22 protein-coding genes are annotated in these 22856 nt (G+C 67.0%); 11 read left to right on the top strand and 11 right to left on the bottom strand.

What is annotated here, in order from left to right; all coding sequences use genetic code 11:
• Nucleotides 1–92: 92 nt before the first annotated feature.
• Nucleotides 93–2498, top strand: coding sequence for a phosphoketolase family protein (locus tag HMPREF1224_RS20715; protein WP_010793356.1), 2406 nt, complete (start codon nt 93–95; stop codon nt 2496–2498).
• A 123-nt stretch (nt 2499–2621) separates the two neighbouring features.
• Here HMPREF1224_RS20715 and HMPREF1224_RS20710 read toward each other — a convergent pair whose 3' ends face one another.
• From HMPREF1224_RS20710 to HMPREF1224_RS20685, 6 genes are all read right to left on the bottom strand, one after another.
• Nucleotides 2622–2843: a DUF3820 family protein gene (locus HMPREF1224_RS20710; protein ID WP_003092249.1), complete on the bottom strand. Its 222-nt coding sequence runs from the start codon at nt 2841–2843 to the stop codon at nt 2622–2624.
• An 18-nt stretch (nt 2844–2861) separates the two neighbouring features.
• The gene (locus HMPREF1224_RS20705; RefSeq protein WP_003092248.1) at nt 2862–3272 is read right to left on the bottom strand and encodes a quorum-sensing-regulated virulence factor family protein; all 411 of its coding nucleotides are present in this window, start codon (nt 3270–3272) and stop codon (nt 2862–2864) included.
• 175 nt (nt 3273–3447) lie between these two features.
• Complete coding sequence (locus HMPREF1224_RS20700) at nt 3448–4512, bottom strand: polyamine ABC transporter substrate-binding protein (RefSeq protein ID WP_003113877.1); 1065 nt, start codon at nt 4510–4512, stop codon at nt 3448–3450.
• Between the two features lie 88 nt (nt 4513–4600).
• Nucleotides 4601–5371 carry an ABC transporter permease gene (locus tag HMPREF1224_RS20695; protein WP_010793355.1) on the bottom strand — a complete coding sequence of 257 codons (771 nt, stop codon included), beginning with the start codon at nt 5369–5371 and terminating at the stop codon, nt 4601–4603.
• On the bottom strand, nt 5364–6257 hold the full coding sequence (locus HMPREF1224_RS20690; protein ID WP_003092241.1) for an ABC transporter permease: 894 nt from the start codon (nt 6255–6257) through the stop codon (nt 5364–5366). The genes HMPREF1224_RS20695 and HMPREF1224_RS20690 overlap by 8 nt, the downstream gene beginning before the upstream one ends.
• A gap of 4 nt (nt 6258–6261) precedes the next feature.
• Nucleotides 6262–7353, bottom strand: a complete 1092-nt coding sequence (locus HMPREF1224_RS20685; RefSeq protein ID WP_003119359.1) for an ABC transporter ATP-binding protein — start codon at nt 7351–7353, stop codon at nt 6262–6264.
• 258 nt (nt 7354–7611) lie between these two features.
• Here HMPREF1224_RS20685 and HMPREF1224_RS20680 point away from each other — a divergent pair, with 258 nt between their 5' ends.
• Nucleotides 7612–8328, top strand: a complete 717-nt coding sequence (locus HMPREF1224_RS20680; RefSeq protein ID WP_010793354.1) for a tRNA-uridine aminocarboxypropyltransferase — start codon at nt 7612–7614, stop codon at nt 8326–8328.
• Between the two features lie 3 nt (nt 8329–8331).
• Here the strand turns inward: HMPREF1224_RS20680 and HMPREF1224_RS20675 are convergent, their stop codons facing one another.
• Nucleotides 8332–9258, bottom strand: coding sequence for a DMT family transporter (locus HMPREF1224_RS20675; protein WP_003119360.1), 927 nt, complete (start codon nt 9256–9258; stop codon nt 8332–8334).
• A gap of 132 nt (nt 9259–9390) precedes the next feature.
• Between HMPREF1224_RS20675 and erdR the strand changes: the two genes are divergently transcribed.
• Nucleotides 9391–10044 (top strand): response regulator transcription factor ErdR, encoded by a 654-nt coding sequence (gene erdR, locus HMPREF1224_RS20670; RefSeq protein ID WP_003092229.1) that lies wholly within the window; start codon nt 9391–9393, stop codon nt 10042–10044.
• Nucleotides 10045–10115: 71 nt separating this feature from the next.
• Nucleotides 10116–10487 (top strand): diacylglycerol kinase, encoded by a 372-nt coding sequence (locus HMPREF1224_RS20665; RefSeq protein WP_003092226.1) that lies wholly within the window; start codon nt 10116–10118, stop codon nt 10485–10487.
• Between the two features lie 69 nt (nt 10488–10556).
• Here the strand turns inward: HMPREF1224_RS20665 and HMPREF1224_RS20660 are convergent, their stop codons facing one another.
• Nucleotides 10557–12167: an FMN-binding glutamate synthase family protein gene (locus tag HMPREF1224_RS20660; protein WP_003098476.1), complete on the bottom strand. Its 1611-nt coding sequence runs from the start codon at nt 12165–12167 to the stop codon at nt 10557–10559.
• Between the two features lie 243 nt (nt 12168–12410).
• Between HMPREF1224_RS20660 and HMPREF1224_RS20655 the strand changes: the two genes are divergently transcribed.
• Complete coding sequence (locus HMPREF1224_RS20655; protein WP_003092213.1) at nt 12411–12674, top strand: type B 50S ribosomal protein L31; 264 nt, start codon at nt 12411–12413, stop codon at nt 12672–12674.
• Nucleotides 12674–12826 (top strand): type B 50S ribosomal protein L36, encoded by a 153-nt coding sequence (ykgO, locus tag HMPREF1224_RS20650; protein WP_003092209.1) that lies wholly within the window; start codon nt 12674–12676, stop codon nt 12824–12826. Before HMPREF1224_RS20655 ends, ykgO begins: the two co-directional genes overlap by 1 nt.
• A gap of 27 nt (nt 12827–12853) precedes the next feature.
• Here the strand turns inward: ykgO and HMPREF1224_RS20645 are convergent, their stop codons facing one another.
• Nucleotides 12854–13639: a helix-turn-helix transcriptional regulator gene (locus HMPREF1224_RS20645; protein ID WP_003092207.1), complete on the bottom strand. Its 786-nt coding sequence runs from the start codon at nt 13637–13639 to the stop codon at nt 12854–12856.
• A 127-nt stretch (nt 13640–13766) separates the two neighbouring features.
• On the opposite strand from HMPREF1224_RS20645, the gene HMPREF1224_RS20640 reads away from it, so the two are divergent.
• The 3 genes from HMPREF1224_RS20640 (at nt 13767) to HMPREF1224_RS20630 (ending at nt 17267) form a co-directional block, all read left to right on the top strand.
• Nucleotides 13767–14582 (top strand): carbon-nitrogen hydrolase family protein, encoded by an 816-nt coding sequence (locus HMPREF1224_RS20640; protein WP_003092205.1) that lies wholly within the window; start codon nt 13767–13769, stop codon nt 14580–14582.
• 199 nt (nt 14583–14781) lie between these two features.
• A complete protein-coding gene (locus tag HMPREF1224_RS20635; RefSeq protein ID WP_010793353.1) occupies nt 14782–16104 on the top strand; it encodes an APC family permease in 1323 nt (440 codons plus the stop codon).
• An 89-nt stretch (nt 16105–16193) separates the two neighbouring features.
• Nucleotides 16194–17267, top strand: a complete 1074-nt coding sequence (locus HMPREF1224_RS20630) for a bifunctional transcriptional activator/DNA repair enzyme AdaA (protein ID WP_010793352.1) — start codon at nt 16194–16196, stop codon at nt 17265–17267.
• Here HMPREF1224_RS20630 and HMPREF1224_RS20625 read toward each other — a convergent pair.
• A complete protein-coding gene (locus HMPREF1224_RS20625) occupies nt 17264–18673 on the bottom strand; it encodes an MFS transporter (RefSeq protein WP_010793351.1) in 1410 nt (469 codons plus the stop codon). The two genes, HMPREF1224_RS20630 and HMPREF1224_RS20625, sit on opposite strands and share 4 nt — an antisense overlap.
• A gap of 218 nt (nt 18674–18891) precedes the next feature.
• Complete coding sequence (locus HMPREF1224_RS20620) at nt 18892–19779, bottom strand: LysR family transcriptional regulator (RefSeq protein WP_010793350.1); 888 nt, start codon at nt 19777–19779, stop codon at nt 18892–18894.
• A gap of 113 nt (nt 19780–19892) precedes the next feature.
• On the opposite strand from HMPREF1224_RS20620, the gene HMPREF1224_RS20615 reads away from it, so the two are divergent.
• Together HMPREF1224_RS20615 and HMPREF1224_RS20610 are read left to right on the top strand one after the other, a co-directional pair.
• Nucleotides 19893–21620 carry an acyl-CoA dehydrogenase family protein gene (locus HMPREF1224_RS20615; RefSeq protein WP_003098471.1) on the top strand — a complete coding sequence of 576 codons (1728 nt, stop codon included), beginning with the start codon at nt 19893–19895 and terminating at the stop codon, nt 21618–21620.
• Between the two features lie 38 nt (nt 21621–21658).
• Nucleotides 21659–22846: a CaiB/BaiF CoA transferase family protein gene (locus tag HMPREF1224_RS20610; protein ID WP_003143270.1), complete on the top strand. Its 1188-nt coding sequence runs from the start codon at nt 21659–21661 to the stop codon at nt 22844–22846.
• Nucleotides 22847–22856 lie beyond the last annotated feature (10 nt).

Genomic DNA, 22856 nt, shown 5'->3' with positions numbered 1-22856 from the left:
GAACGAATCGGGGGCGGGGAGCTTGATGCAGGTCAGCGCCCTTTGCCGTGTGCTGCCTAGACTGCAAGGCACCACTAGGGAGGCTACCCACCATGAGTCAGATTCTGCCCAGTCAGGACGAGTTGCTTGCCCATGCGGCGGCCGAGCCGGCGTTTGCCGCGTGGCTGCAAGGCCATGGTCCGCTCCAGCATAGCGCAGAGACCCGCGCCGCCGTGTTCCGCACCGCTCATCAATTGGTCCAAGCCGGGCTGCAACCGGACCTGGCCAGCGTCTACCAGCTGTTCCGCGCCCTCGACCGGCTGACCGCCAGCGCCCTGCGCATCGTCGTGCACATGACCTACGCCCGGCGCATCCGCCTGGACGGCCAGCCGTTGCAGGCCGAGGATTTCAAGACACAGCCCGAGGGCCACACCGGCGGAGCCCTGAACATGGTCCCGGCCTACGCCGGCTATCTGGCACTCAACGTCCTGACCGGCAAGACTCGCGCCTGGCTGATGGGCCAGGGCCATTGCGTGGCCGCCATCGACGCGCTGAACGTCCTCACCGGCAACCTGCACCCGGAGCAGGAGCGCGCCTATGCCGACGGCGAGGAAGGGCTGAACCGCTTGCTGCAGGACTTCTACGGCTACGCCCAGGCCCCCAACGGCGCACCGGCGGCGCCACTGGGCAGCCACGTGAATCCGCATACCGCCGGCGGTATCGCCGAGGGCGGCTACCTCGGCTTCGCCGAATTGCAGTACGCGCACATGCCGCTGCCCGGCGAGACCCTGGTGGCGTTCCTCTCCGATGGTGCCGCCGAGGAACAGCGCGGCAGCGACTGGATTCCGCGCTGGTGGCGAGCCGAGGATTGCGGGGCGGCGCTGCCGGTGATGATCGCCAATGGCCGGCGCATCGAGCAGCGCACCGAACTGGGCACCCATGAGGGGCTGGAGGGCTTCAAGCTGCACCTGCGCCGCTGCGGCTTCGATCCGATCAGCTTCGATGGGCGCGACCCGGCCGCCTTCGTCTGTACGCTCTGGGAGATGGAGCAGCGCCTGGAGCGGCGCGTGCAGGAGAAGAACAGCGGCATCCTCCGCTACCCGCTGCCGATTCCCTACGGCATCGCCGAGACGGTCAAGGGCTTCGGCTTCTATGGCGCCGGCAGCAACGCCGCGCACAACCTGCCGCTGCCGGGCAATCCGCATAACGACGAACAGGCCCGGCAACTGTTCAACCAGCATGCAAACGAACTCTGGGTCGAGCCTGAGGCTCTCGAATTGGCCCGCCGGCTGTTCGCCGAGCAGCGTGGCGAGCGTCCCCTCGAACGGGACAACCCGCTGGCCCTGCGCCATCCCATCGAACCGATCATCCCGCCGCTGCGCTATCGCGACGACGCCTGCTCGCCGATGGCCGCGCTGGACCGCTTCTATACCGAGCTGGTGGAGGCCAACCCCGACCTGCGCGCCCGGGTCGGCAATCCCGACGAATTGGCCAGCAACCGCCTCGGCGGCGTGCTCAAGGCGCTCAAGCATCGGGTCAGCGAGCCGGAGAGCGAACTGGAATTGGTGAGCGGTCGGGTCATCACCGCGCTCAACGAGGAGGCGGTGGTGTCCGCCTGCCTGGCCAACCAGGGCGGACTCAACCTGGTTGCCAGCTACGAGGCGTTCTGCGTGAAGATGCTCGGCGCGGTGCGCCAGACCCTGATCTTCGCCCGCCAGCAGAAGGAAGTCGGGCGTCCGGCCGGCTGGCTGGGCTGGCCGCTGGTCGCTACTTCGCATACCTGGGAGAACGGCAAGAACCAGCAGTCGCACCAGGACACCACCTTCTGCGAGGCCCTGCTTGGCGAGATGAGCGACATGGTCCGGGTGCTCTTCCCGGCCGATCACAACAGCGCCCTGGCGCTGCTACCGACGATCTACCGCAGCCGGGGGCAACTGGCCTGCCTGGTGATCCCCAAGCGCGACCGGCCGATGGTGTTCGACGCCGTCCAGGCCGAGCGCCTGGCCCGCGACGGCGCGATCCTGGTCGAGGAGCGCTGCGGCTCCGATCCGCTGCTGCTGATCGCCAACGGCAGCTACCAGCTCGAACAGATGCGCCGCGCCGCGCAGCGCCTGGCCGAGGCCGGGCAGGCCTACCGGCTGGTCTACCTGCAGGAGCCGGGACGCTTCCGCGCGCCGCGCGATCGCTGGGAGGTCGAGGCGGTGGCCGACGAGGCGCTGGTGGAACGACTGTTCCCGGATAGCCATGAGCGCCGCGTGCTACTCACCCATATGCGCGCGGAAGTGGCGCGCGGTCATCTTTGGCCGATCCTGCCGGATGCCCGGCGCACCTCGGTACTCGGCTATCGCAACCGCGGCGGCACCCTCGACGAGGCGGGCATGCAGTTCGCCAACCGCGCCTGCTGGGGCAACGTGCTGGCGGCTTGCGCCCGCTTGATGGAGGTCCCGCGCACCGCGCTGCTGACCCCGGAGGAAGCGGCGGCGGTGGCCGGCAAGGGCGATCCGGCGTTGTTGCGCTGAGTTCGGCTGCGTATCGGCGGATAACGTCTGTGGCGTTATTCGCCCTGCCGAACGGGGGCGGGTGTCTGGCGAAGGCAGGGTGTGGGCAGGGTATCGGCGGATAGCGTCGGCGACGTCATTCGCCTACGGAGCGGGGGGACGAAGCGGCTTGAGCAGCCCGTCCAGCCCGTCGATCTTCAGTTCCAGGGTCAACTGCATCAGCCGCCCGAGTTCACCAGGCGGGAAGCCTTTCTTGTAGAACCACAGCAGGTACTCCTCCGGCAGGTCGACCAGCATCCGTCCCTGGTACTTGCCGAACGGCATCGGCGTCCTGGCGATCTTCAGCAGATGCTGCTTGTCCAGCATGGCGACCGCGCGGCGCGCCTACTTCTTGCCCTGGATGCGGCAGCTGCCGGCATCGAAGCGTTCGGTGGCGACCGGCTGGTTGGTCTTGTACTCGGTGAAGCTGTAGGTGAGGATCGCGCCGCGGGCGAGCAACTGGCGATAGCCGGTGTTGCTGCACACGCTATCGCCGAGCTGGCTGCGCACGCTGTCCGGGTTGGAGCGCATGCGCTCGGCGTGGCTGGCGCGTACGCTGAGGTGATTGATCAACTGGTTGCCTTCGACGGTGTAGCCCTGGTCGAGGATGTCTTCGTTGATGGCGCGGGGAGTGCCTACGCTGCTTTCCTTGGCCACTTTCTCCAGCATCTTGCTCAGTTCGAAATCCTTGAGCGAGGCGGCATGGGCGGCGGTGGGCAGGACGAAACAAAGGGCAAGGGCCATGAAGCGCGACATCGAAGATCTCCTGGGGCAATAAGCGGATTCGACCGATGGAGGGGGCGAATTGTTTCCGTCGGCCCATTCCCGGGACGGACGGTGGCGAATGGGCGCCATGTTACCGCGTTCGGGGCGGGGCACGGAAACGCAAAAGGGCGACCGAGGGTCGCCCTTTCGTCGATAGCGGTGCGGATCAGCGCAGCTTGATCTCTGTCCAGAGCTTGTTCAGGGCGCGGCGCTGGCGCGAGTTCAGGTCCTTCAGCGGCTCCAGCCTGGCCTGGGTGGTGGCGTCCGGGAACAGGGCGGCGAGCGTCTTGATTTCCGGCTTGATGAAGGGCAGGGCGGCGGCGTTGGGCGTGCCGGTACCGATCTGGTTGGTCAGCTCGGAAGCGTTCCGACCGTCGAGCATGAAGTCGATGAAGCGGTAGGCCAGGTCAGGGTTCTTCGAGCCCTTGTGGATCACCATGTTGTCGATGGCCAGCACCGCACCTTGGCGGGGCAGGGCGAAGTCGACCTTGAAGGCGCGGCCGGCAGCCTCCGCGTCGGCCCTGGCCTGGTACATGTCGCTGGAGTAGCCATGGGCGACCCAGATGTTGCCCAGGGTCAGCTCCTTGATATAGCTCGACGAGTTGAACGCGGCCCAGTACGGCTTGGCCGCGAGGATCAGCGCCTGGGCTTCCTTCCAGTGCTGCGGGTCGGTGTCGTTGGCGGAGTGACCGAGGTACTTCAGGGCGGCGCCGAACAGTTCCTGCGGGTCGTCCATCACCGTGACCCTGCCCTTGATCTTCTCCAGGACCGCCGGGTCGAAGATCACCGACCAGTCGGCGGGGTCGATGCCCAGCTTGTCCAGCTCGGTCTTGTTGTAGCCGACCAGGGTGGTGGTGAAGGCGTAGGGCAGGGAATAGCGGTTGCCCTTGTCGAAATCCTTGTCGAGGTAGCCCGCGGCCTCGTTGCTCAGGTTCGCCAGGCGACTCTTGTCCAGCTCCAGCAGGTCGCCCTTGCGGATCAGCGCCTCGACCGCGTTCTGGGTCGGGATGATCACGTCGTAGCCGCTGGCCCCGGCGGCCAGCTTGGCCATCATTTCCTCGGTGCCGGAATAGAACTCCTGCACCAGCTCGCAGCCACATTGCTGCTCGAAGCGTTTCAGCGTGTCCTCGGCGATGTAGTCGTTCCAGTTGAACAGATACAGCTTCTCGGCGGCGGTGGCCTGGGCGGCTCCTGCCATGAGGGTTGCGACGAGCAACAGCTTTTTCATCATGGTTCCTTGTTACGGGGTGGCAGGGCTCCGGAAACCGGAGCAGGGCAAGGCCGCGGGCCTCTCCGGGAGGCACGCGGGTTTCGGCGGATCAATGGCCCTTGATGGCGCTGGGGGAGAGTTTCGAGGCGATCACGATCAGCACCAGGGTGAGCAGCATCAGCAGGGTGGAGACGGCGTTCACTTCGGGCGTCACGGCGATCTTGATCATGGTGTAGATCTGCGTCGGCAGGGTGGCGAAGCCGCCGCCAGCGGCGAAGAAGGTGATCACGAAGTCGTCGATGGACAGGGTGAAGGCCATCAGCGCGCCGGCGACGATGCCCGGCATGATCAGCGGCAGGGTCACCAGGCGGAAGCTCTGCCAGGGCGTGGCACCGAGGTCGCGGGCCGCCTCGGTGAGGCTTTCGTCCATGCCCGACATGCGCGCCTGCACCACCAGGGCGACGAAGCCGACCGAGAAGGTGATGTGCGCGAGGGTCACCGAGAGCATGCCCAGGCTCATGTTCAGGCCGATGAAGAAGATCACCAGCGAGACCCCCATCAGGAGTTCCGGAATGGCGATCGGGGTCAGCACCAGCAGGGGCAGCACGCGCAGCTTGAAGCGATGCAGGGCGACCCCGGCGAGGGTGCCGAGCAGGGTCGCCACGCTGGCCGAAACCAGCGCGATGACCAGCGAGTTGGCGGCGGCCTGGAGCATGTCGCGGTTGCCGAACAGCTTGCGGTACCAGTCCAGGGTGAAGCCCACCCACTCGGCGTTCAGCCGCGAGTCGTTGAAGGAGTACAGCACCACGATCACCAGCGGTACGTAGAGGAACAGGTACACCAGCGCGGTGGCGCTCCAGAGCAGGTAGGGCCTACGCATGGGCGCCTCCCTTGCGGGCGCGCGCGGCGCCCATGCCGAGGGCGACCAGCAGCAGGATGCAGCCGGTCAGGGCGATCGACAGCGCGCTGCCGAACGGCCAGTCGCGGGAGTCGAGGAACTGGCTCTTGATCAGGTTGCCGATCATGATGCCGTCGGTACCGCCGACCAGGTCGGGGATGGCGAACATTCCCAGAACCGGGATGAATACCAGTGCCGCGCCGGCGGCCACGCCCGGCAGCGAGAGCGGGAAGGTCACCCGCCAGAAGCGTTGCCAACGACCGGCGCCGAGGTCCTGGGCGGCGTCCAGCAGGGCCGGGTCGTGTTTCTCCAGGTTGGCGTAGAGCGGCAGGATCATGAACGGCAGGTGCACGTAGACCATGCACAGGATCACCGCGAACGGGGTGAACATCAGGCTGATCGGCTGCGCGCCGAACAGGTCCAGCGCGGCGTTGATCCCGCGGGTCAGGGCACCGGACGGCGAGAGGATGATCATCCAGGCGTAGACGCGTACCAGCAGGTTGCTCCAGAACGGCAGGATCACCAGCAGGATCAGCAGGTTGCGCCACTTCGCCGGGGCCCGGGCGAGGGTGGTCGCCACCGGGTAGGCGAGCAGCAGGCAGGCCAGGGTGGTGACCAGGGCGTAGCCGAAGGATTTGACGAACAGTTGCAGGTACACCCAGCTCTCGGTGAGCCGGGTGTAGTTCTCCACGCTGAGGTCGTAGACGGTCTGCCCGTCCTCGCTGTACATCCAGGGCGCCAGGCCGCCGTAGTCGCCGGGAAAGCGGAACGAGGCGAACAGCATGATCAGCGCCGGAACCAGGAAGAAGAACAGCAGATACGCTTGCGGCGGCCAGACCAGCAGCCACTTGCCGAGGTTCTTTCTCATCGTGTCAGGCCCTGACCAGATGGCCGGCATCGAAGCGCCAGGCGGCTTCCACCGCGTCGCCCACCTCGAAGAACTTGGCTCGGCCGGGCGTGGCGTTGGGCAGCAGGGTTTCCAGGCGCTCGCCGTTCTCCAGCTCGACGATGTACAGGGTCACGTCGCCCAGGTAGAGCAGTTCGGCGACGCGACCGCGGAAGTGCACCTCGTCGCTGTCGGCGGTGACGCTCTGCGCCAGGCGGATCTTCTCCGGCCGCAGGGTCAGCACGCAGGCCTCGCCGGGCTGGGCGTCGAAGGATTTCAGCGCCTGGACCTCGCCCAGGCCCCTGAGGTCGATGCGCACGCGTTCGCCGTCGACCGCCTCGACCGTGGCGTCGAGCAGGTTGCACTGGCCGATGAAGTCGGCGACGAAACGACTGCGCGGGAAGCTGTAGATGGTTTCCGGGGCGTCCAGTTGCTCCACCCGGCCCTGGTTCATCACCGCGATGCGGTGCGACAGCGCCAGGGCTTCGCCCTGATCGTGGGTGACATAGACAAAGGTGATGCCGACGTCCTTCTGCAGGTTGATCAGTTCGATCTGCATTTCTTCGCGCAGCTTGGCGTCCAGCGCCGACAGCGGTTCGTCGAGCAGCAGCAGGCGCGGCCGGTTGACCAGCGCGCGGGCGATCGCCACGCGCTGGCGCTGGCCGCCGGAAAGCTGTGTCGGCATGCGCCCGCCCTTGTCCGCCAGGCGCACGTCCTTCAGGGCCTGTTCGACGCGGGCGTCGATCTCGCTCTTCGCCACTCCGGCCATCTTCAGCGGGAAGGCGATGTTCTGCGCCACGCTCATGTGCGGGAACAGCGCGTAGCTCTGGAACACCGTATGCACCGGGCGCTTCTCCGGCTCGACGCCGGCGAGGTCCTGGCCGTTGAGGCGGATCTCGCCGCTGTCCGGCTGGTCGAAGCCGGCGAGCATGCGCAGGAGGGTGGTCTTGCCGCACCCGGAAGGGCCGAGGAGGGTGAAGAATTCGCCGGTGTTGATCGTCAGGCTGACATTGTCGACGGCGGTGAAGTCGCCGAAGCGGCGGGTCACGTTGCGGATCTCGAGCAAGGGGGGCGTCACTCGTCTGGAGAGGCAGTAAGGTCAGCGGGCGGAGCCGGCTGCCCGGTGTCGAAAAAGGGGGCGGATTATAGGGATCGCATCCCGCTCTAACTAGACGTCTGAGGCCCCTGTGAGGAATTTTTTTTCGCGGCCTCGGACGTTGTCCGACAAAGCAGGAGCCACGCGGGCTCTGATAGAATTTCGCGGTCGCTTTCCAGCCCGTTTCCTCGAGTCTTCGATGTTCCTTCGCCCGTCCTTTCCGTATCGGGAGCCTGCCCGATGAGCCATGCCGTTTCCCGCTTGCGCCAGGAGCGCCTGGCGCGCAGCCTGAAACCCTTCGTCGCGCGCGGTTCGCGCATGCCGCGCTGCGAAGGCTGTCGGCTGCTGCCGAGCTATTGCATGTGCGCCTGGCGGCCGCGGGTCGAGGTGCGCGCCGGCATGTGCCTGGTCATGCACGACATCGAGGCGCTGAAACCGACCAACACCGGCTGGCTGATCGCCGATACCGTGGCCGACACCTTCGCCTTCGGCTGGTCGCGCACCGAGGTCGACCCGCGCTTGCTGGAGTTGCTGGCCGACCCGCAGTGGCAGCCATACCTGGTGTTCCCCGGCGAATACGTGGCGGCGGAGCGGGTGGTGAACGAGGTCGCCCCGCTGGTGGAAGGCAAGCGACCGCTGTTCATCCTGCTCGACGCGACCTGGACCGAGGCGCGCAAGATGTTCCGCAAGAGTCCCTACCTGGAGCCGTTCCCGGTGCTCAGCCTGCTGCCCGAGCAGCTCTCGCGCTATCGCCTGCGTCGCTCGACCCGTGGCGAGCACCTGTGCACCGCCGAAGTGGCGGCGCTGTGCCTGGAGCTGGCTGGCGACGAGGCCGCGGGCGAGGCGCTCGGCGCCTACCTGGAGGTGTTCAGCGAGCGCTACCTGGGCGCCAAGCGGCACATTCCGCTGGACGAGGCCAGCCCGGCGCACCGTGCCCTGGCGCCGTTCCGTGGCTGAGCGTCAGGCCGGGCGCGCTTCGGCGGCGAGCTTGCGCGGCCACAACTGCGCCACCAGCATGCCCGCCAGCATCAGCGCGCAACCGAAATAGCCGCGCAGGTGCAGGGTCTCGGCGAGGAACAGGGCGCCAGCGATGGCGGCGAACACCGCTTCCAGGGACAGGATGATCGCCGCATGGGAAGCGATGGCGTGCTTCTGCGCCACCACCTGCAGGGTGAAGCCGGTGCCGACGCCGAGCAGGCCGCCGTATAGCAGGGCGGGACCGGCCTGGACGATGGCGTCCCAGTGGATTTCCTCGAAGACCAGTGCCAGCAGCAGGCTGACCGCCGCGCAGGTGGCGAACTGCAGGAAGGCCAGGCGGATCGGGTCGTAGCGGCTGGCGAACAGGCCTACCAGCAGGACGTGCGCGCCCCAGACCACCGCGCCGGCCAGTTGCAGCCAGTCGCCGGAGGCGACCTGGAAGCCCGGGCCGATGCTCAGCAGGGCCATGCCGAGCACCGCCAGCGACGCCCCCAGCCAGGTGCCCGCGCCGGTGCGCTGGCCGAACAGCAGGCCGAGCAACGGCACGACGATCACGTAGAGCCCGGTGATGAAGCCGGAGTTGGTCACGCTGGTGAACAGCAGGCCGACCTGCTGCAGGTTGATCCCGGTGGTCAGGGCGACGCCGAGGATCACACCGGCGAGCAACTGTCCGCGATTGAAGGGTTGCGCGCCGTCGCGTCGCGAGCGCAGCATCAGCAGTGGCACCAGCACCAGGGCACCGAGGACGAAGCGCAGGCCGGTATAGAGGAACGGCCCGATGGCGTCCATCCCCAGGCGCTGGGCGACGAACGACACCCCCCAGATCATGGCGGTGATCAGCATCAGGACATCGGCACGCAGGGCTTGGCTTCGCATGGCTCGCTCGACGGGGCGGGGAGGGTCCGCCACTCTGCCAGCAAGCCGGGGTGTTTGAAAAGACGAACGCGGTGTACGAGGTATCCCTCATTCGGCTTGACCGGTCCGCCCTCGGTCGGCATCCTGAGCGCCGCCTCGGCTGGGCCGAACAAACTAGGACATGTCATGGCTTCTTACGAGATCCTGATCGCCGACGATCACCCCCTGTTTCGCAGCGCTTTGCACCAGGCCCTCACCCTCGGGCTGGGTCCCGACGTGCGCCTGGTGGAAGCCGCCAGCATCGCCGAACTGGAAGCGCGGCTGAACGAGAAGGCCGATTGGGATCTGGTCCTGCTGGACCTCAATATGCCGGGGGCCTATGGCTTCTCCGGCCTGGTGCTGTTGCGCGGGCAATACCCGCAGGTGCCGGTGGTGATGATCTCGGCACAGGAGGAGGCCGCGGTGGTGCAGCGCTCCCGCGAGTTCGGCGCCAGCGGCTTCATTCCCAAGTCCAGTCCGCTGGAAACCCTGCAGCAGGCGGTGCGCGCGGTGCTCGACGGGGACACCTGGTGGCCGCCGCAGGATGCCGCCGCCGAAGCCCTCAGCGAGGAGGCCAAGGCCGCCAGCGCCGGGCTCGCCAGCCTCACCCCGCAACAGTTCAGGGTACTCACCATGGTCTGCGAAGGGTTGCTGAACAAGCAGATCGCCTACGACCTGAACGTTTCCGAGGCGACGGTGAAGGCCCACGTCACGGCGATCTTCCGCAAGCTCAACGTGCGCACCCGGACCCAGGCCGCGCTGCTGCTGCAACAAATGGAGACGGTTCCCGCTTCTCATTGAGAGACGGCTTAACGCTTTTTTGACCAGCCGGCGGCTAGACTGCCGGCCTTCCGAATCGATGAGAACCCGACGTGTCGCCTTCCCCCTTCAAAGGCCAGACCGGCCTCAAGCGTATCCTCAACGCCACCGGCTATTCCCTCGCAGGTTTCCTCGCCGCCTTCCGCGGTGAAGCCGCCTTCCGCCAACTGGTGCTGCTCAACGTGGTGCTGATCCCGGTGGCCTTCCTCCTCGACGTCAGTCGCGGCGAACGCGCGCTGATGATCGCGGTGTGCCTGCTGGCGCTGATCGTCGAGCTGCTCAACTCGGCGATCGAGGCCACCGTCGACCGCGTCTCGCTGGAACGCCACCCTCTGTCGAAGAATGCCAAGGACATGGGCAGCGCCGCGCAGTTCGTGGCCCTCACCGTGATCACCGTGACCTGGGCGACCATCCTGCTGGGCTGATCTACGCGGACATGAAAAAGCCGGAGGCAGCGATGCCTCCGGCTTTTTCTTGCGTGCGAGGGCGGCGGCTCAGGCCGCCGCGTCGAAGCTGTCGGCCCGCGCCATGTTCCACATGCGCTCGTAGAACTCGCCCTCGATCTTGCCGGAAAGCAGTTCGCCCGGCTTGAGGAAGTAGTGCAGCTGCGAGAACAGGCGGATCTCGGTGTCGGTGATGCGTCGCACCAGGTGCTTGGCTTCGAGCTGCGAGGGATGTTCCAGGCCCGCCGCGGCGAGCATCTCGGCCAGGCCCTTGAGGGTGTTGCGATGGAAGTTGCGCACCCGCTCGGCCTTGTCCGGCACCACCAGCGCGCGCTGGCGCAGCGGGTCCTGGGTGGCGACGCCGGTCGGGCACTTGTTGGTATGGCAGCTCTGCGACTGGATGCAGCCGATGGCGAACATGAAGCCGCGCGCCGAGTTGGCCCAATCCGCGCCGGTGGCCAGGACGCTGGCGATATCGAAGGCGCTGACGATCTTGCCGCTGGCGCCGACCTTGATCTTGTCGCGCAGGTTGAGGCCGACCAGGGTGTTGTGGACGAACAGCAGGCCTTCGCGCAGCGGCACGCCGATATGGTCGGTGAACTCCAGCGGCGCCGCGCCGGTGCCGCCTTCCTTGCCGTCGACGACGATGAAGTCGGGGAGGATGCCGGTCTCCAGCATGGCCTTGGCGATGCCCATGAACTCCCATGGATGGCCCAGGCAGAACTTGAAGCCGACCGGCTTGCCGCCGGACAGTTCGCGCAGCTGGGCGATGAACTGCATCAGCTCGATCGGCGTGGAGAAGGCGCTGTGGCGCGACGGCGAAACGCAATCCTCACCCATCGGCACGCCACGGGTGGCGGCGATCTCGGGGGTGACCTTGTGCTTGGGCAGGATACCGCCGTGTCCCGGCTTGGCGCCCTGGCTGAGCTTGATCTCGATCATCTTCACCTGCGGGTCGAGGGCCTGGGCGGCGAAGCGCTCAGGGTCGAACTTGCCATCGCGGGTGCGGCACCCGAAGTAGCCGCTGCCCAGTTCCCAGACCAGGTCGCCGCCGTTCTCGCGGTGATAGGGACTGATGCTGCCCTCGCCGGTGTCGTGGTAGAAGTTGCCCATCTGCGCGCCACGGTTCAGCGAGCGAATGGCGTTGGCGCTAAGGGCGCCGAAACTCATCGCTGAGACGTTGAACAGCGAAGCGGAGTACGGCTTGCTGCATTGTGGCCCGCCGATGTCGACGCGGAACTCGCAGGGATCGCTGAGCGGCGCCGGACGCATCGAGTGGCTGATGAATTCGTAGCCGGCGGTGTACACGTCGATCAGGGTGCCGAAGGGCTTCTCCGAGCTTTCGTTCTTCGCCCGCGAGTAGACCAGCGAGCGCTGGGCGCGGGAGAAGGGCAGGGCGTCGCCGTCGGCTTCCAGCAGGTACTGGCGGATCTCCGGGCGGATGCCTTCCACCAGATAGCGGATGTTGCCCAGGATCGGATAGTTGCGGCGCACCGCGTGGGGCGTCTGGATCAGGTCGAACAGGCCGAGCAGGCTCAGGGCCACGCCCAGTAGGGTGAACGGCCAGAGCCATTCGGTGCTGCCGAGGAACGGCAGGCTGACCAAGGTGAACAGGGCGATACAGGCGAAAAACGCATAGCGACTGAGTAGCGACAGATTCATCATGTCTCCAATCTTCAGGCTTCGGTTCAAAATGGTAGTCACCTTCTTCGAGGCGTCTACGACGGGTTCCCCCCGCGCTAACCAAGCGCTGATTATGGGAAACAAACGGGGATAGAAAGCAAGCTAATAATTGTGTCTGGATGGTCGAGCAGCCGAATGGTCGCCGGGAACTCTTTCCGGAGTTGCGAATTATTCTTATCGGAGTAATATGTAACTATATAACATTATGTAGGAGGCATCCCCATGAAACCCGGCATCCATCCCGAATACCGTCCCGTCCTGTTCCATGACACCTCGGCCGACGTGTACTTCCTGATCGGCTCCACCGCGGAGACCGACAAGACCCATACCCATACCGACGGCAAGACCTATCCCTACGTGACGCTGGACGTTTCCAGCGCCTCGCACCCGGTCTACACCGGCGAACAGCGCAAGACCAAGAGCGAAGGCCGCGTGGCCGGGTTCAACAAGCGTTTCGCCGGCTTCGTCGGCGGCAAGGGGGCCTGATGAAAGTCCTCGCCTCGCTGAAACAGGCCAAGCTGCGCCATCGCGATTGCCAGGTGGTGAAGCGCCGTGGCCGGCTCTACGTGATCTGCAAGTCGAATCCGCGCTTCAAGTGCGTGCAGGGCCGGCCGAAGCCGAAGATCAAGCGCCGCTGAGCGGCGACGGGACGGTCGCCCGTCCCGTCAGCCCTGGGCCTGGAGGAACAGGCCGAACAGCTCGGACTGCGACTTGATGCCGAGCTTGCCGTACATGTGCTTGCGGTGGACCTTCACGGTTTCCGCCGAGATCGCCAGCTTGCGGGCGATCTCCTTGCTCGAGCAGCCGCTGAGCATCAGCCTGCCGACCTCCAGTTCGCGCGCCGTCAGTGGCGTGCCCATCTGCTCCGCGACCTTCTCCAGCGAACCCTGCCAGCCCGGCTCCGGCGCCGCGGGGCTGTTCAACACTTCGTCCTCGAAGGCCAGGCGCTGGCGCATCAGCCCGGCCACCCAGGGCCGCACCAGGCCGAGCACGGCGAGTTGCTCGGGGGTGAAGCGGCGCCGCGAGCCGAGCGACAGGCAGAGGGTGCGTTCGCCGGAGAGCTGGACGTTGATCTGGATTTCATCGGCCACCACGTTGAGGCGGAAGTAACGCTGGTAGTAATCGGTCTGCTCGAAGCATTCCGGTGCCACGTCGGCCAGACGGAACAGGCCGCTGCACGGGTTCTCGCGGCTGGCGATGTAGAACGGGTCGAGCAGGTAGAGGCCTCGCAGGTAGTCCTGGAACAGCGGGTCCGGCCCGCCGTCGGCGCCCGGGCATTCGGCGAACACCTGTGGCCGGCCCTGGCTGAACAGCAGGGCCACCCAGCTGTCGAACGGAACGTACTGTTCGAGCAGGCGTACCAGGCGAATCCAGAAGTCCGGCGCATCCAGCGCCTCGACCAGTTGCCCGACGGAGCGGTGCCAGGCGATGTCCTGCAAGGTGAAACTCATCTTCTACCCCTGTTGGGTTAACCCTCGGACGTAATTATCGGCGCGGGGAACGCCAAGCATACTGTGCCGACCCCTGCATACGAACAGCGCGCGTGCCGAACAGCGCCGAGAACAACAAGGAATTCCGATGAAAGTCGAACTCGTCCAGATCGCCGGTCGCGATGGCGACACCGCGCACAACCTGGAACGCGCCCTGGCGGCCATCGCCGACTGTGCGGCGGACACCGAACTGGTGGTGTTCCCGGAAACCCACCTGACCGGCTTCCCCAGCGAAGACAACATCGCCGCCCTCGCCGAGCCGCTCGACGGCCCGACGGTCAGCGCGGTGCAGCGCGTCGCCCGTGAACGTAACGTTTCGGTGGCGATCGGCATCGCCGAGGCGGACGCCGGCCGCTATTACAACACCACCCTGCTGATCGCTCCCGACGGCATCGCCCTGAAATACCGCAAGACCCACCTGTGGGCCTCCGACCGCGGCATCTTCACGCCTGGCGACCGCTACGCCACCGCCCTGTGGAACGGCATCCGGGTCGGCCTGCTGGTGTGCTTCGACATCGAGTTCCCGGAAAGCGCGCGGGCCCTCGGCCAACTGGGTGCGGAACTGATCATCGTGACCAATGGCAACATGGACCCCTATGGCCCGACCCATCGCACCGCGATCATGGCCCGCGCCATGGAAAACCAGGCCTACGCGGTGATGGTCAACCGCGTCGGGCATGGCGACGGCGGGCTGGTCTTCGCCGGCGGCAGCGCTGTGGTCGATCCCTACGGCCAGTTGCTCTGCGAGGCCGGGCGCGAAGAATGCCGGCAGATCGTGGAACTGGACCTCGGCCGGTTGCAGGATGCGCGTCGGGATTACCGTTACCTCGAAGAGCGTCGCCTGGTCCTGCCCGGCGAGCGCCGCGAGCACCCGGACGGCCTGCGCGAGCTGCTGATTCCCTGATTCACCGCGGCGCGACAGGAGCGTCGCGTCGTCCTCCGTCCGCCAGCGAGCGGGCGAGGATGGGCCCGGAAAGCCGTAGCACAACGATGGGCGCCCGAGCGTCCGCCGGTCTCCCGGGTGAGGGGAGGCCCCTGCGCCCCGCGGCCCGGCCGGCTGCGGGCCACTGCCATAACAAACGATAATTCCGGAGTAAGCAGTAATGGCCAGACTCAAGCGCACCCTGTCGCTGGGTTCCGTGGTGCTGTTCGGCATCGCCTACATGACCCCCATCATCGTCCTCGGGACTTTCGGCATCCTCGCCGAGACCACCCAGGGACACGTCCCCGCCGCCTACATCGCCGCTTCCCTGGCGATGTTCTTCACCGCCCTCAGCTACGGGCGCATGGCCGCGGCCTTCCCGGTGGCCGGCTCGGCCTATACCTACGTGCGCAAGGCCATCGATTCCCGGCTTGGCTTCATCGCCGGCTGGGCGGTGCTGCTCGACTACCTGTTCCTGCCGATGGCGATCTGGCTGATCGGCGCCGCCTACCTGCACTCGGCCTTTCCCGCGGTACCCAACGCGGTCTGGGTGCTGGCGTTCATCGGCGTGACCACGACGATCAACATCGTCGGCCTGCGCCTGGCGAAGAACGTCAATGGCCTGCTGATGCTGGTGCAGTTCCTGGTCCTCGGCGCCTTCGTCGCACTCTGCGTGCACTACGTGCTGGGCGACCCGGGCAAGCCGTTATGGTCACTGCAACCGTTGCTAGGTGGCGACCTGCAGGTGCCGCTGGTGATGAGCGGTGCGGCGATCGCCTGCTACTCGTTCCTCGGTTTCGACGCGGTCAGTACCCTGACCGAGGAAACCCGCGACCCGCGGCGCAACATCCCGCGGGCGATCCTGCTGATCACCCTGCTGGGCGGGTTGATCTTCATCGTCACCTCGTACTTCGTGCAACTGGCGCACCCGTCGTTCGCCTTCGACAGCGCGGACTCGGCGGCCTACGAGATCGCCCGCAACATCGGTGGCGACCTGTTCGTGACCTTCTTCCTGGTCGGCCTGATCGTCGGCCAGTTCACCTCCGGTCTCTCGGCCCAGGCCAGCGCCTCGCGCCTGCTCTTCGCCATGGGCCGCGACGGCGTCCTTCCGCGGCCGTTCTTCGGTCGTCTCGGCAAGCGCTTCGAGACGCCGGCGAACAGCATCATCCTGTGCGGTGTGGTGGCCTTGCTGGCGCTACAGATGGACGTGACCACCTCCACGTCGTTCATCAACTTCGGCGCCTTCCTCGCCTTCAGCCTGGTCAACCTGTCGGTGGTCTTCCACTACTACCTTGGCGCCGAGCGCCGCGGTCCACGGGAAACCCTGTTGTTCCTGGTATTCCCTGGCATCGGCCTGGTCGCCGACCTGTGGTTGATGGCCAGCCTCGACCATCTGGCGATCATCCTCGGCCTCTGCTGGCTGGCGCTGGGCGCGGTGTACCTGGCGGCGATCACCCACGGTTTCCGCGAGCCGCCGCCGGAGATGCGTTTCGAGGAGGGCTGAGAAAGAATCGACGCCCGTTTCGCGGCGGCAAGGCGCAGGCTCCTGGCCTAGAGTGGCTATCCATCGCCTCCCTGGTTCCGGAGCCGGCCATGTCCCATGCAGCGTTGTTCCTTCCCCTTCCCGATGACGACACCCTGTATGCCGCGCTGTTGGCGCGCGATCCCGCCTACGATGGCTTCGCCTTCGTCGGGGTGAAGAGCACCGGGGTGTTCTGCCGCCTGACCTGCCCGGCGCGCAAGCCGAAGCGCGAGAACACCCTGTTCTTCGATTCGATCAAGGGTTGCGTCGAGGCCGGCTTCCGGCCCTGCCTGCGTTGCCGGCCGCTGGAACGGCTCGGCACGCAGGGGCCGCTGGTCAGCGACCTGCTCCAGCGCCTCGGTCGGCAACCGCAGCGGCGCTGGTTCGAAGACGACCTGGCGGCGCTGGGCTATGACCCGTCCACCGTGCGCCGTGCCTTCAAGCGCGAGTTCGGCGTGACCTTTCTGGAAATGGCTCGCCTGCGCCGTCTTGGCCAGGTCGCCGAGCGGCTGTCCTCGGGCGCGCGGGTAATCGACGCGCAACTGGATGCCAGCTTCGACTCCGACAGCGGCTTCCGTAGCGCCTTCGCGCGCCTGCTGGGCGAGCCGCCGTCGCAGTTGCGCGGGCGCGAGCTGCTCAAGGCGGACTGGCTGCAGACCCCGCTCGGCGCCATGCTCGCGGTGGCCGATGCGCAGGCCCTGCACCTGCTGGAGTTCTTCGACCGCCCGGCGTTGAGCGGGGAGCTGAAACGCCTGCAGAAGAACAGCGGATCGAGCATCGGTTTCGGCCGTTTCGCCCCCATCGACAGGATCGAGGCGGAACTCGCCGGCTACTTCGACGGTACTCCAGTGCGCTTCCAGACCCCGTTGGCGCTGAACGCCTCGGCCTTCACCCGCACGGTCTGGCAGGCGCTGCGCGAGGTACCGTGCGGCAGCACGCAGAGCTACGCCGGGCTGGCCAGGTCCATCGGCTCGCCGTTGTCGGTGCGCGCCGTGGCCCGCGCCAACGGAGCCAACCAGATCGCCATCGTGATTCCTTGCCACCGCGTCATCGGTTCGGACGGTTCCCTGACCGGTTATGGCGGTGGCCTGTGGCGCAAGCGCTGGTTGCTGGAGCACGAGCGGCGCATGGGCGCTGCCGGCTAGCCGGGATCGCCGCCCAGAAGCCGGGCGGGGGCGCGCAACACCGGTTCCCGCTCGACCGCTGCGGGCCGCTGCAAGTCCTGGGCGTCGGCGCGCTCGGCGGTCGACAGGTCGCTGGCGTGGAATCCGGTGATCCGCAACAGGGCCAGGGTACAGGCCAGCGAGACCAGCGCGTAGCAGGCTGAGGCCAGGGCCACGCCGACGATGCTGCCGGTACTGTTGAGAATCCACTGGGCCAGTACCGGCGTACCGCCGCCGACCAGCAGCGAGCAGAGCTGGTAGGCCAGCGACAGGCCGGTGTAGCGCACCCGCGCCGGGAAGGCTCGGGCGAGGATACCGCCCACCGCGCCGTAGAACATCGCGTGCGGCACCGTGGCCAGGCACATGCCGACCGCGGCGATCCAGTAGACCTTGGTTTCCACGGCGAAGAACATCGCCGGCATCAGGATGAACTCCGGCAGCACCATCAGGCATGCCGCCTTGCGCATGTCGATGCGCGAAGTGAGCAGCGCCCCCAGCGGCTGGCTGAGGAACTGCACCACCAGCGCGACCACGATGATGCTGAGGAAGGTGCCCTGGCTGTAGCCGAGGGTCTTGGTCGCCCAGGAGAGGGCGAAGGTGCTCTTGAAGTAGGTGACGTGGATGATCGGCAGCACGCCGGCGCCGAGCAGGACGATCTTCCAGTGCTTGCCCAGCACCTCGGCGAGCGGCAGCTTCACCGTGCGCTTCTGCGCCAGCACACGCTTCATGTCTTCCGACTCCTCCAGCTTCAGGCGGATCACCATGCCGACGATGACCAGCACCGCAGAGAGCAGGAACGGCGCGCGCCAGCCCCAGAGAATGAAGTCCGAGGCGGGCAGGGCGCTGAGGGCGAAGAACGCCAGGGTCGCCAGCAGGTTGCCGGTGGGCGAGCCCTGCTGGGCGAAGGCGGCGTACAGGATGCCTTTGCCCTTGGGCGCGCTTTCGCTGGCGATCAGGATCGCGCCGCCCCACTCGCCGCCGACCGCGATGCCCTGGACGATACGCAGCGCCACCAGGGAGATCGGCGCCCAGATGCCGATCTGCGTATAGACCGGCAACAGGCCGATGCAGGTCGTGGCGATGCCCATCATGATCAGGGTGATCACCAGGGTGGTCTTGCGGCCGATGCGGTCGCCGAGATGGCCGAAGATGATCCCGCCCAGCGGGCGAGCGATGAAGCCCGACCAGAGGGTGACGAAGGACAGCAGGGTGGCCAGGCCCGGATCCATGTCGGCGGGGAAGAATACCTTGCCGAACACCAGGGCGGCGGCCAGGCCGTAGATGTAGAAGTCGTACCACTCGATGGTGGTGCCGATGAAGGAGGCGATACCGGCCCTGCGGGCCTTCTTGTGCAGGTCGGCGTCTTCGGGAGAGGGCGTGCGCGGCATGGGTCGAGTCCTGTTTATTGTTGTTCTCGCCGACACGCCGCTCCCTACCGCCCTTCGCTGAAAGGCGGGGCGGAAACGCTGGTTTCCGTGGAGGGAGAGCGTGCGTCGGTGTTGACCCGGGTGCCTCGGAGTCTAGGTGGCACCCCCGCAAATCAATAGTCTTTTAATCTTATGGCTCGATAAGGGATTCCATATCGACGTTTTCCGTCAGCCCTCGCTCAGGCGTCGTCCAGGCCGCTCTTCAGCGTCGCCAGGAACGCCTGCGCCGCCCGGGAAGGTTCGCTGGCCGGAAGGATCGCGTGGATCTCCGAACGCGCGCCGGCCGGCTCGATCTCCAGGTAGCGCACCTCGTTCCGCCAGGCCAGGCAGAGGGTCTCCGGGATCAGCGCGACGCCCATGCCGAGACCGACCATGGCGGCGACGGTCTGCCACAGGCGCGCCTCGTGGCGGATGCGCGGGCTGAAGCCGGCCTCCACGCAGCGGGCGATGATCAGGTCGTGGTAGTGCGGGGAGACATGGCGCGGGAAGAGGATGAAGTCTTCGTCGCGCAGTTCGGCGAGGTCCAGACGCGCCTGGCCAGCCAGGCGGTGCCCGGCGGGCAGGCAGCAGAGGAACGGGTCGCTGATCAAGGGTTCGGAGACGATTTCCGCCGGCAGCCTGCCCCAGTGCACGAAGCCCAGGTCGATCTGCCCGCGCTGCAACGCCTGGGCCTGCTCCGCGCTGTTCATTTCGCCGAGCACCACCTCCATGTTCGGGTGCTCCCGTTCGAAACGGGACATGGCCCTGGGCAGGCCGCGGTAGAGCATGGAGTTGACGAAGCCGACGCGCAGTTGGCCGACGTCGCCCTCGGCGGATAGCTGGGTCAGGCGTTTCACCTTCTCTGCCTGCAGCAGCAGGTTGCGCGCTTCCACCAGCAGGACCTGGCCGGCGCCGGTGAGCTTCACCGACTTGTTGTTGCGCAGCAGCAATTGGGTTCCGAGCTGTTCCTCCAGCTTCTTGATGTCGAAGCTCAGCGCCGGCTGGGAGATGAACAGGCGAGCCGCGGCGCGACCGAAATGCAGTTCCTCGGCGACCGCGATGAAGTAGCGAAGCTGTCTGAGATCCATGGCAGGCACCTGGTTCTACGATCTGTTTTTCTTATCGTCGATGATTTTTTTTGTATTGGATGCTTATCGAAGCACTCGCCTAGTCTCGGCGCAAGACAAGCAGGAGCCGCGCCATGACCGCCATGCCCGAAGTACTTCGCGAAGATACGCTGAACATCCCCGACAGCCGTGGGCTGAATCTCTACACCTGCGATCCGGCCCTGGAGCGGCTGCTGGAGGTATACCTGCCGCCGGCGTTGCTCGCCGAATGGCGGCCGCTCCTCGAACGGCTCGGCGCCCGTGCCGGCGGCGAGCTGGACGTGCTGGCGCTGGCGGCGGACAAGAACCCGCCGGTGCTGGCGCCGCGCACCCGCCGCGGCGAGGATTTGCAGAGCATTCGCAAGCATCCGGACTACGTCGCCCTCGAACGGGTGGCCTATGCCGAACTTGGCCTGGCTTCCATGAGCCATCGCCCGGACGGCCCGCCGCCGCTGGTGAAGTATGCGCTCACCCACCTGTTCGTACAGGCCGAGTTCGGCCTTTGCTGCCCGGTCAGCATGACCGACTCGCTGACCCGCACCCTGCGCAGGTTCGGCGCGCCAGAACTGGTCGAGCGCTACCTGCCGTCCCTCGCCTCGCGGGATTTCGACGAGCTGTTCCAGGGCGCCATGTTCATGACCGAGCAGGCCGCCGGCTCCGACGTGGCGCGGACCCGTACCGTGGCGCGGGAGCAGGGCGGCGAGTGGAAGCTCTACGGCGACAAGTGGTTCTGCTCCAACCCGGACGCCGACCTGGCGATGGTCCTGGCCCGCCCCGAAGGCGCGCCGGAAGGAATGAAGGGCGTGACCCTGTTCCTGTTGCCGAAGGTCCGCGAGGACGGCACGCGCAACGCCTATCGCATCGTCCGCCTGAAGGACAAGCTGGGCAGCCGCTCCATGGCCAGCGGCGAAGTCCGCCTGGAAGGCGCCAGCGCCTACCTGATCGGCGAGATCGGCCGCGGCTTCCAGCAGATGGCCGACATGGTCAACATGTCGCGCCTGTCCAACGGCGTGCGCGCCGCCGGGCTGATGCGCCGGGCGCTGAGCGAGGCGCTGTTCGTCGCCCGCCATCGGCGCGCCTTCGGCAAGCACCTGATCGACATGCCGCTGATGCAGAAGCAGTTGCTGAAGATGATGCTGCCCACCGAACAGGCGCGCTCGATGTTCATGCAGATCGCCACGCTGCTGCCGCGCGCCGATGGCGGCGAGGTCGAGGCGCAGAAATGCGTGCGGATCCTCACCCCGCTGATCAAGTTCCGCGCCTGCCGCGATGCGCGACGGGTCACCGGCGACGCCATGGAGGTGCGCGGCGGGGTCGGCTACATCGAGGAGTGGAGCGACCCGCGGCTGGTGCGTGACGCCCACCTGGGGTCGATCTGGGAGGGTACCAGCAACATCGTGGCGCTGGACGTCGCCCGTGCGGTGAGCCGCGAACAGGCGCTCGAACCCTTGCAGCGCCACCTGCGCCGGCTGCTGGATGACAGCGACCTGCCAGGGGACGCCCGCGACCTCTTCGACGAACTGCTGGTGCGAGTGGTCGCGACCATGGCCGACGTCGCCGAGCGCCGCCAGGACGAGCAGGTGCGCCAGGCCGGCAGCGCCCTCTACCACCTGTGCACGGCGATCTTCATGGCCTGGGAGGCCAGCCGCCAGGCACCCGACCAGCGCCGCCTGGCCCTGGCCTTCCTGGTCGCCCGGCACAAGCTGCTGCCGCGCGACCCGCTGCACCTGGAGGGTTGGACCGACCAGGCCGAACTGCTGGCCAGGGTGGTCGGCGAGGTGCCGCTGAGCCAGGCCGAAGCCATGCAATTGCTGCCGGCCTGACTGCCCGCATTCCCGCTCACAACAACCAGAGAGTCGCCATGACCAATCAGACGGGCGCCCTGCGTGGCCTGAAAATCATCGATCTCAGCCGGGTCCTCGGCGGACCCTACTGCTCCCAGGCGCTGGCCGACCACGGCGCCGAGGTGATCAAGCTGGAACCCCTTGGCGGCGACGAGACCCGTGGCTGGGGGCCGCCCTTCGAGGGCGACACGGCGTCCTACTTCAAGGGCGTGAACCGCAACAAGAAGGGCATCGCCGTCGACCTGGCGACGGCGGAGGGCATCGAGCTGCTGCTGCGCTTGCTGGAGGACGCCGACGTACTGCTGGAGAACTTCAAGCCCGGCACCCTGGCGCGCTGGGGGATCGGCTACGAGGAGGTGCTTCGCCAGCGCTTCCCGCGGCTGGTCCACTGCGCGGTATCGGGCTTCGGCGCCGACGGCCCGCTCGGCGGCCTGCCCGGCTACGACGCGGCGATCCAGGCGATGGCCGGACTGATGAGCGTGAACGGCGAGGCCGGCGGCGAGGCGTTGCGCATCGGCCTGCCGATCGTCGACATGGTCACCGGGCTGAACGCCATGGCCGGCATCCTCCTCGCCCTCCACGAGCGCCAGGTCAGCGGGCGCGGGCAGTCGGTGGACATCGCCCTGTACGACTGCGGTATCTCCCTGCTGCACCCGCACCTGCCGAACTACTTCGCTTCCGGACGTACGCCCCGGCGTAGCGGCAACGCCCACCCGAACATCGCGCCCTACGACAGCTACCGCACCGGTACCGAGCCGATCTTCCTCGCCGTCGGCAACGACCGCCAGTTCGCCCGCCTGTGCGAGTACCTGGGAGCGGATGAACTGCCGGGGGACCCGCGCTTCGCCGACAACGGCAAGCGCTCGGTCAACCGCGAGGCGCTGAAGCGCGCTCTGGAGGACTACCTGGCGGCCCACGACGGCCGTGAGCTGGCCGAGCGGCTGATCCGTCTCGGCGTGCCCTGCGGAGCCATCGCCACGGTGGAGCGGGTGGTGGAGCACCCGCACACCCGCCATCGCGGGATGGTCGTCGAACTCGAGGGCTATCGCGGCATCGCCTCGCCGGTGAAGCTTTCGCGCACCCCGGCCAGCTACCGCGCCGCGCCGCCGGTGCTGGGCGGAGACACCCGGGAAGTCCTGGCGGAACTGGGATTGAGCGCCGAGGCGATCGACGCGCTGGTCCGGCGCGGCATCGTCCGCGCCTGAAACCCCTCAC

The organism is Pseudomonas sp. P179, from assembly GCF_000478485.2.
Taxonomy (GTDB): domain Bacteria; phylum Pseudomonadota; class Gammaproteobacteria; order Pseudomonadales; family Pseudomonadaceae; genus Pseudomonas; species Pseudomonas aeruginosa.
Note: the sequence above shows the minus strand (reverse complement) of the source record. Positions and strands in the feature narration are given on the sequence as shown.

Coding starts and splice junctions, on each gene's coding strand:
- HMPREF1224_RS20700 (WP_003113877.1), bottom strand. CDS start 4,512: ATGATGAAAAAGCTGTTGCTCGTCGCAACCCTCATGGCAGGAGCCGCC.
- ykgO (WP_003092209.1), top strand. CDS start 12,674: ATGAAAGTCCTCGCCTCGCTGAAACAGGCCAAGCTGCGCCATCGCGAT.
- HMPREF1224_RS20625 (WP_010793351.1), bottom strand. CDS start 18,673: ATGCCGCGCACGCCCTCTCCCGAAGACGCCGACCTGCACAAGAAGGCC.
- HMPREF1224_RS20655 (WP_003092213.1), top strand. CDS start 12,411: ATGAAACCCGGCATCCATCCCGAATACCGTCCCGTCCTGTTCCATGAC.
- HMPREF1224_RS20710 (WP_003092249.1), bottom strand. CDS start 2,843: ATGCTGGACAAGCAGCATCTGCTGAAGATCGCCAGGACGCCGATGCCG.
- HMPREF1224_RS20620 (WP_010793350.1), bottom strand. CDS start 19,779: ATGGATCTCAGACAGCTTCGCTACTTCATCGCGGTCGCCGAGGAACTG.
- HMPREF1224_RS20610 (WP_003143270.1), top strand. CDS start 21,659: ATGACCAATCAGACGGGCGCCCTGCGTGGCCTGAAAATCATCGATCTC.
- erdR (WP_003092229.1), top strand. CDS start 9,391: ATGGCTTCTTACGAGATCCTGATCGCCGACGATCACCCCCTGTTTCGC.
- HMPREF1224_RS20615 (WP_003098471.1), top strand. CDS start 19,893: ATGACCGCCATGCCCGAAGTACTTCGCGAAGATACGCTGAACATCCCC.
- HMPREF1224_RS20645 (WP_003092207.1), bottom strand. CDS start 13,639: ATGAGTTTCACCTTGCAGGACATCGCCTGGCACCGCTCCGTCGGGCAA.
- HMPREF1224_RS20715 (WP_010793356.1), top strand. CDS start 93: ATGAGTCAGATTCTGCCCAGTCAGGACGAGTTGCTTGCCCATGCGGCG.
- HMPREF1224_RS20635 (WP_010793353.1), top strand. CDS start 14,782: ATGGCCAGACTCAAGCGCACCCTGTCGCTGGGTTCCGTGGTGCTGTTC.
- HMPREF1224_RS20630 (WP_010793352.1), top strand. CDS start 16,194: ATGTCCCATGCAGCGTTGTTCCTTCCCCTTCCCGATGACGACACCCTG.
- HMPREF1224_RS20660 (WP_003098476.1), bottom strand. CDS start 12,167: ATGAATCTGTCGCTACTCAGTCGCTATGCGTTTTTCGCCTGTATCGCC.
- HMPREF1224_RS20640 (WP_003092205.1), top strand. CDS start 13,767: ATGAAAGTCGAACTCGTCCAGATCGCCGGTCGCGATGGCGACACCGCG.
- HMPREF1224_RS20690 (WP_003092241.1), bottom strand. CDS start 6,257: ATGAGAAAGAACCTCGGCAAGTGGCTGCTGGTCTGGCCGCCGCAAGCG.
- HMPREF1224_RS20680 (WP_010793354.1), top strand. CDS start 7,612: ATGAGCCATGCCGTTTCCCGCTTGCGCCAGGAGCGCCTGGCGCGCAGC.
- HMPREF1224_RS20695 (WP_010793355.1), bottom strand. CDS start 5,371: ATGCGTAGGCCCTACCTGCTCTGGAGCGCCACCGCGCTGGTGTACCTG.
- HMPREF1224_RS20705 (WP_003092248.1), bottom strand. CDS start 3,272: ATGTCGCGCTTCATGGCCCTTGCCCTTTGTTTCGTCCTGCCCACCGCC.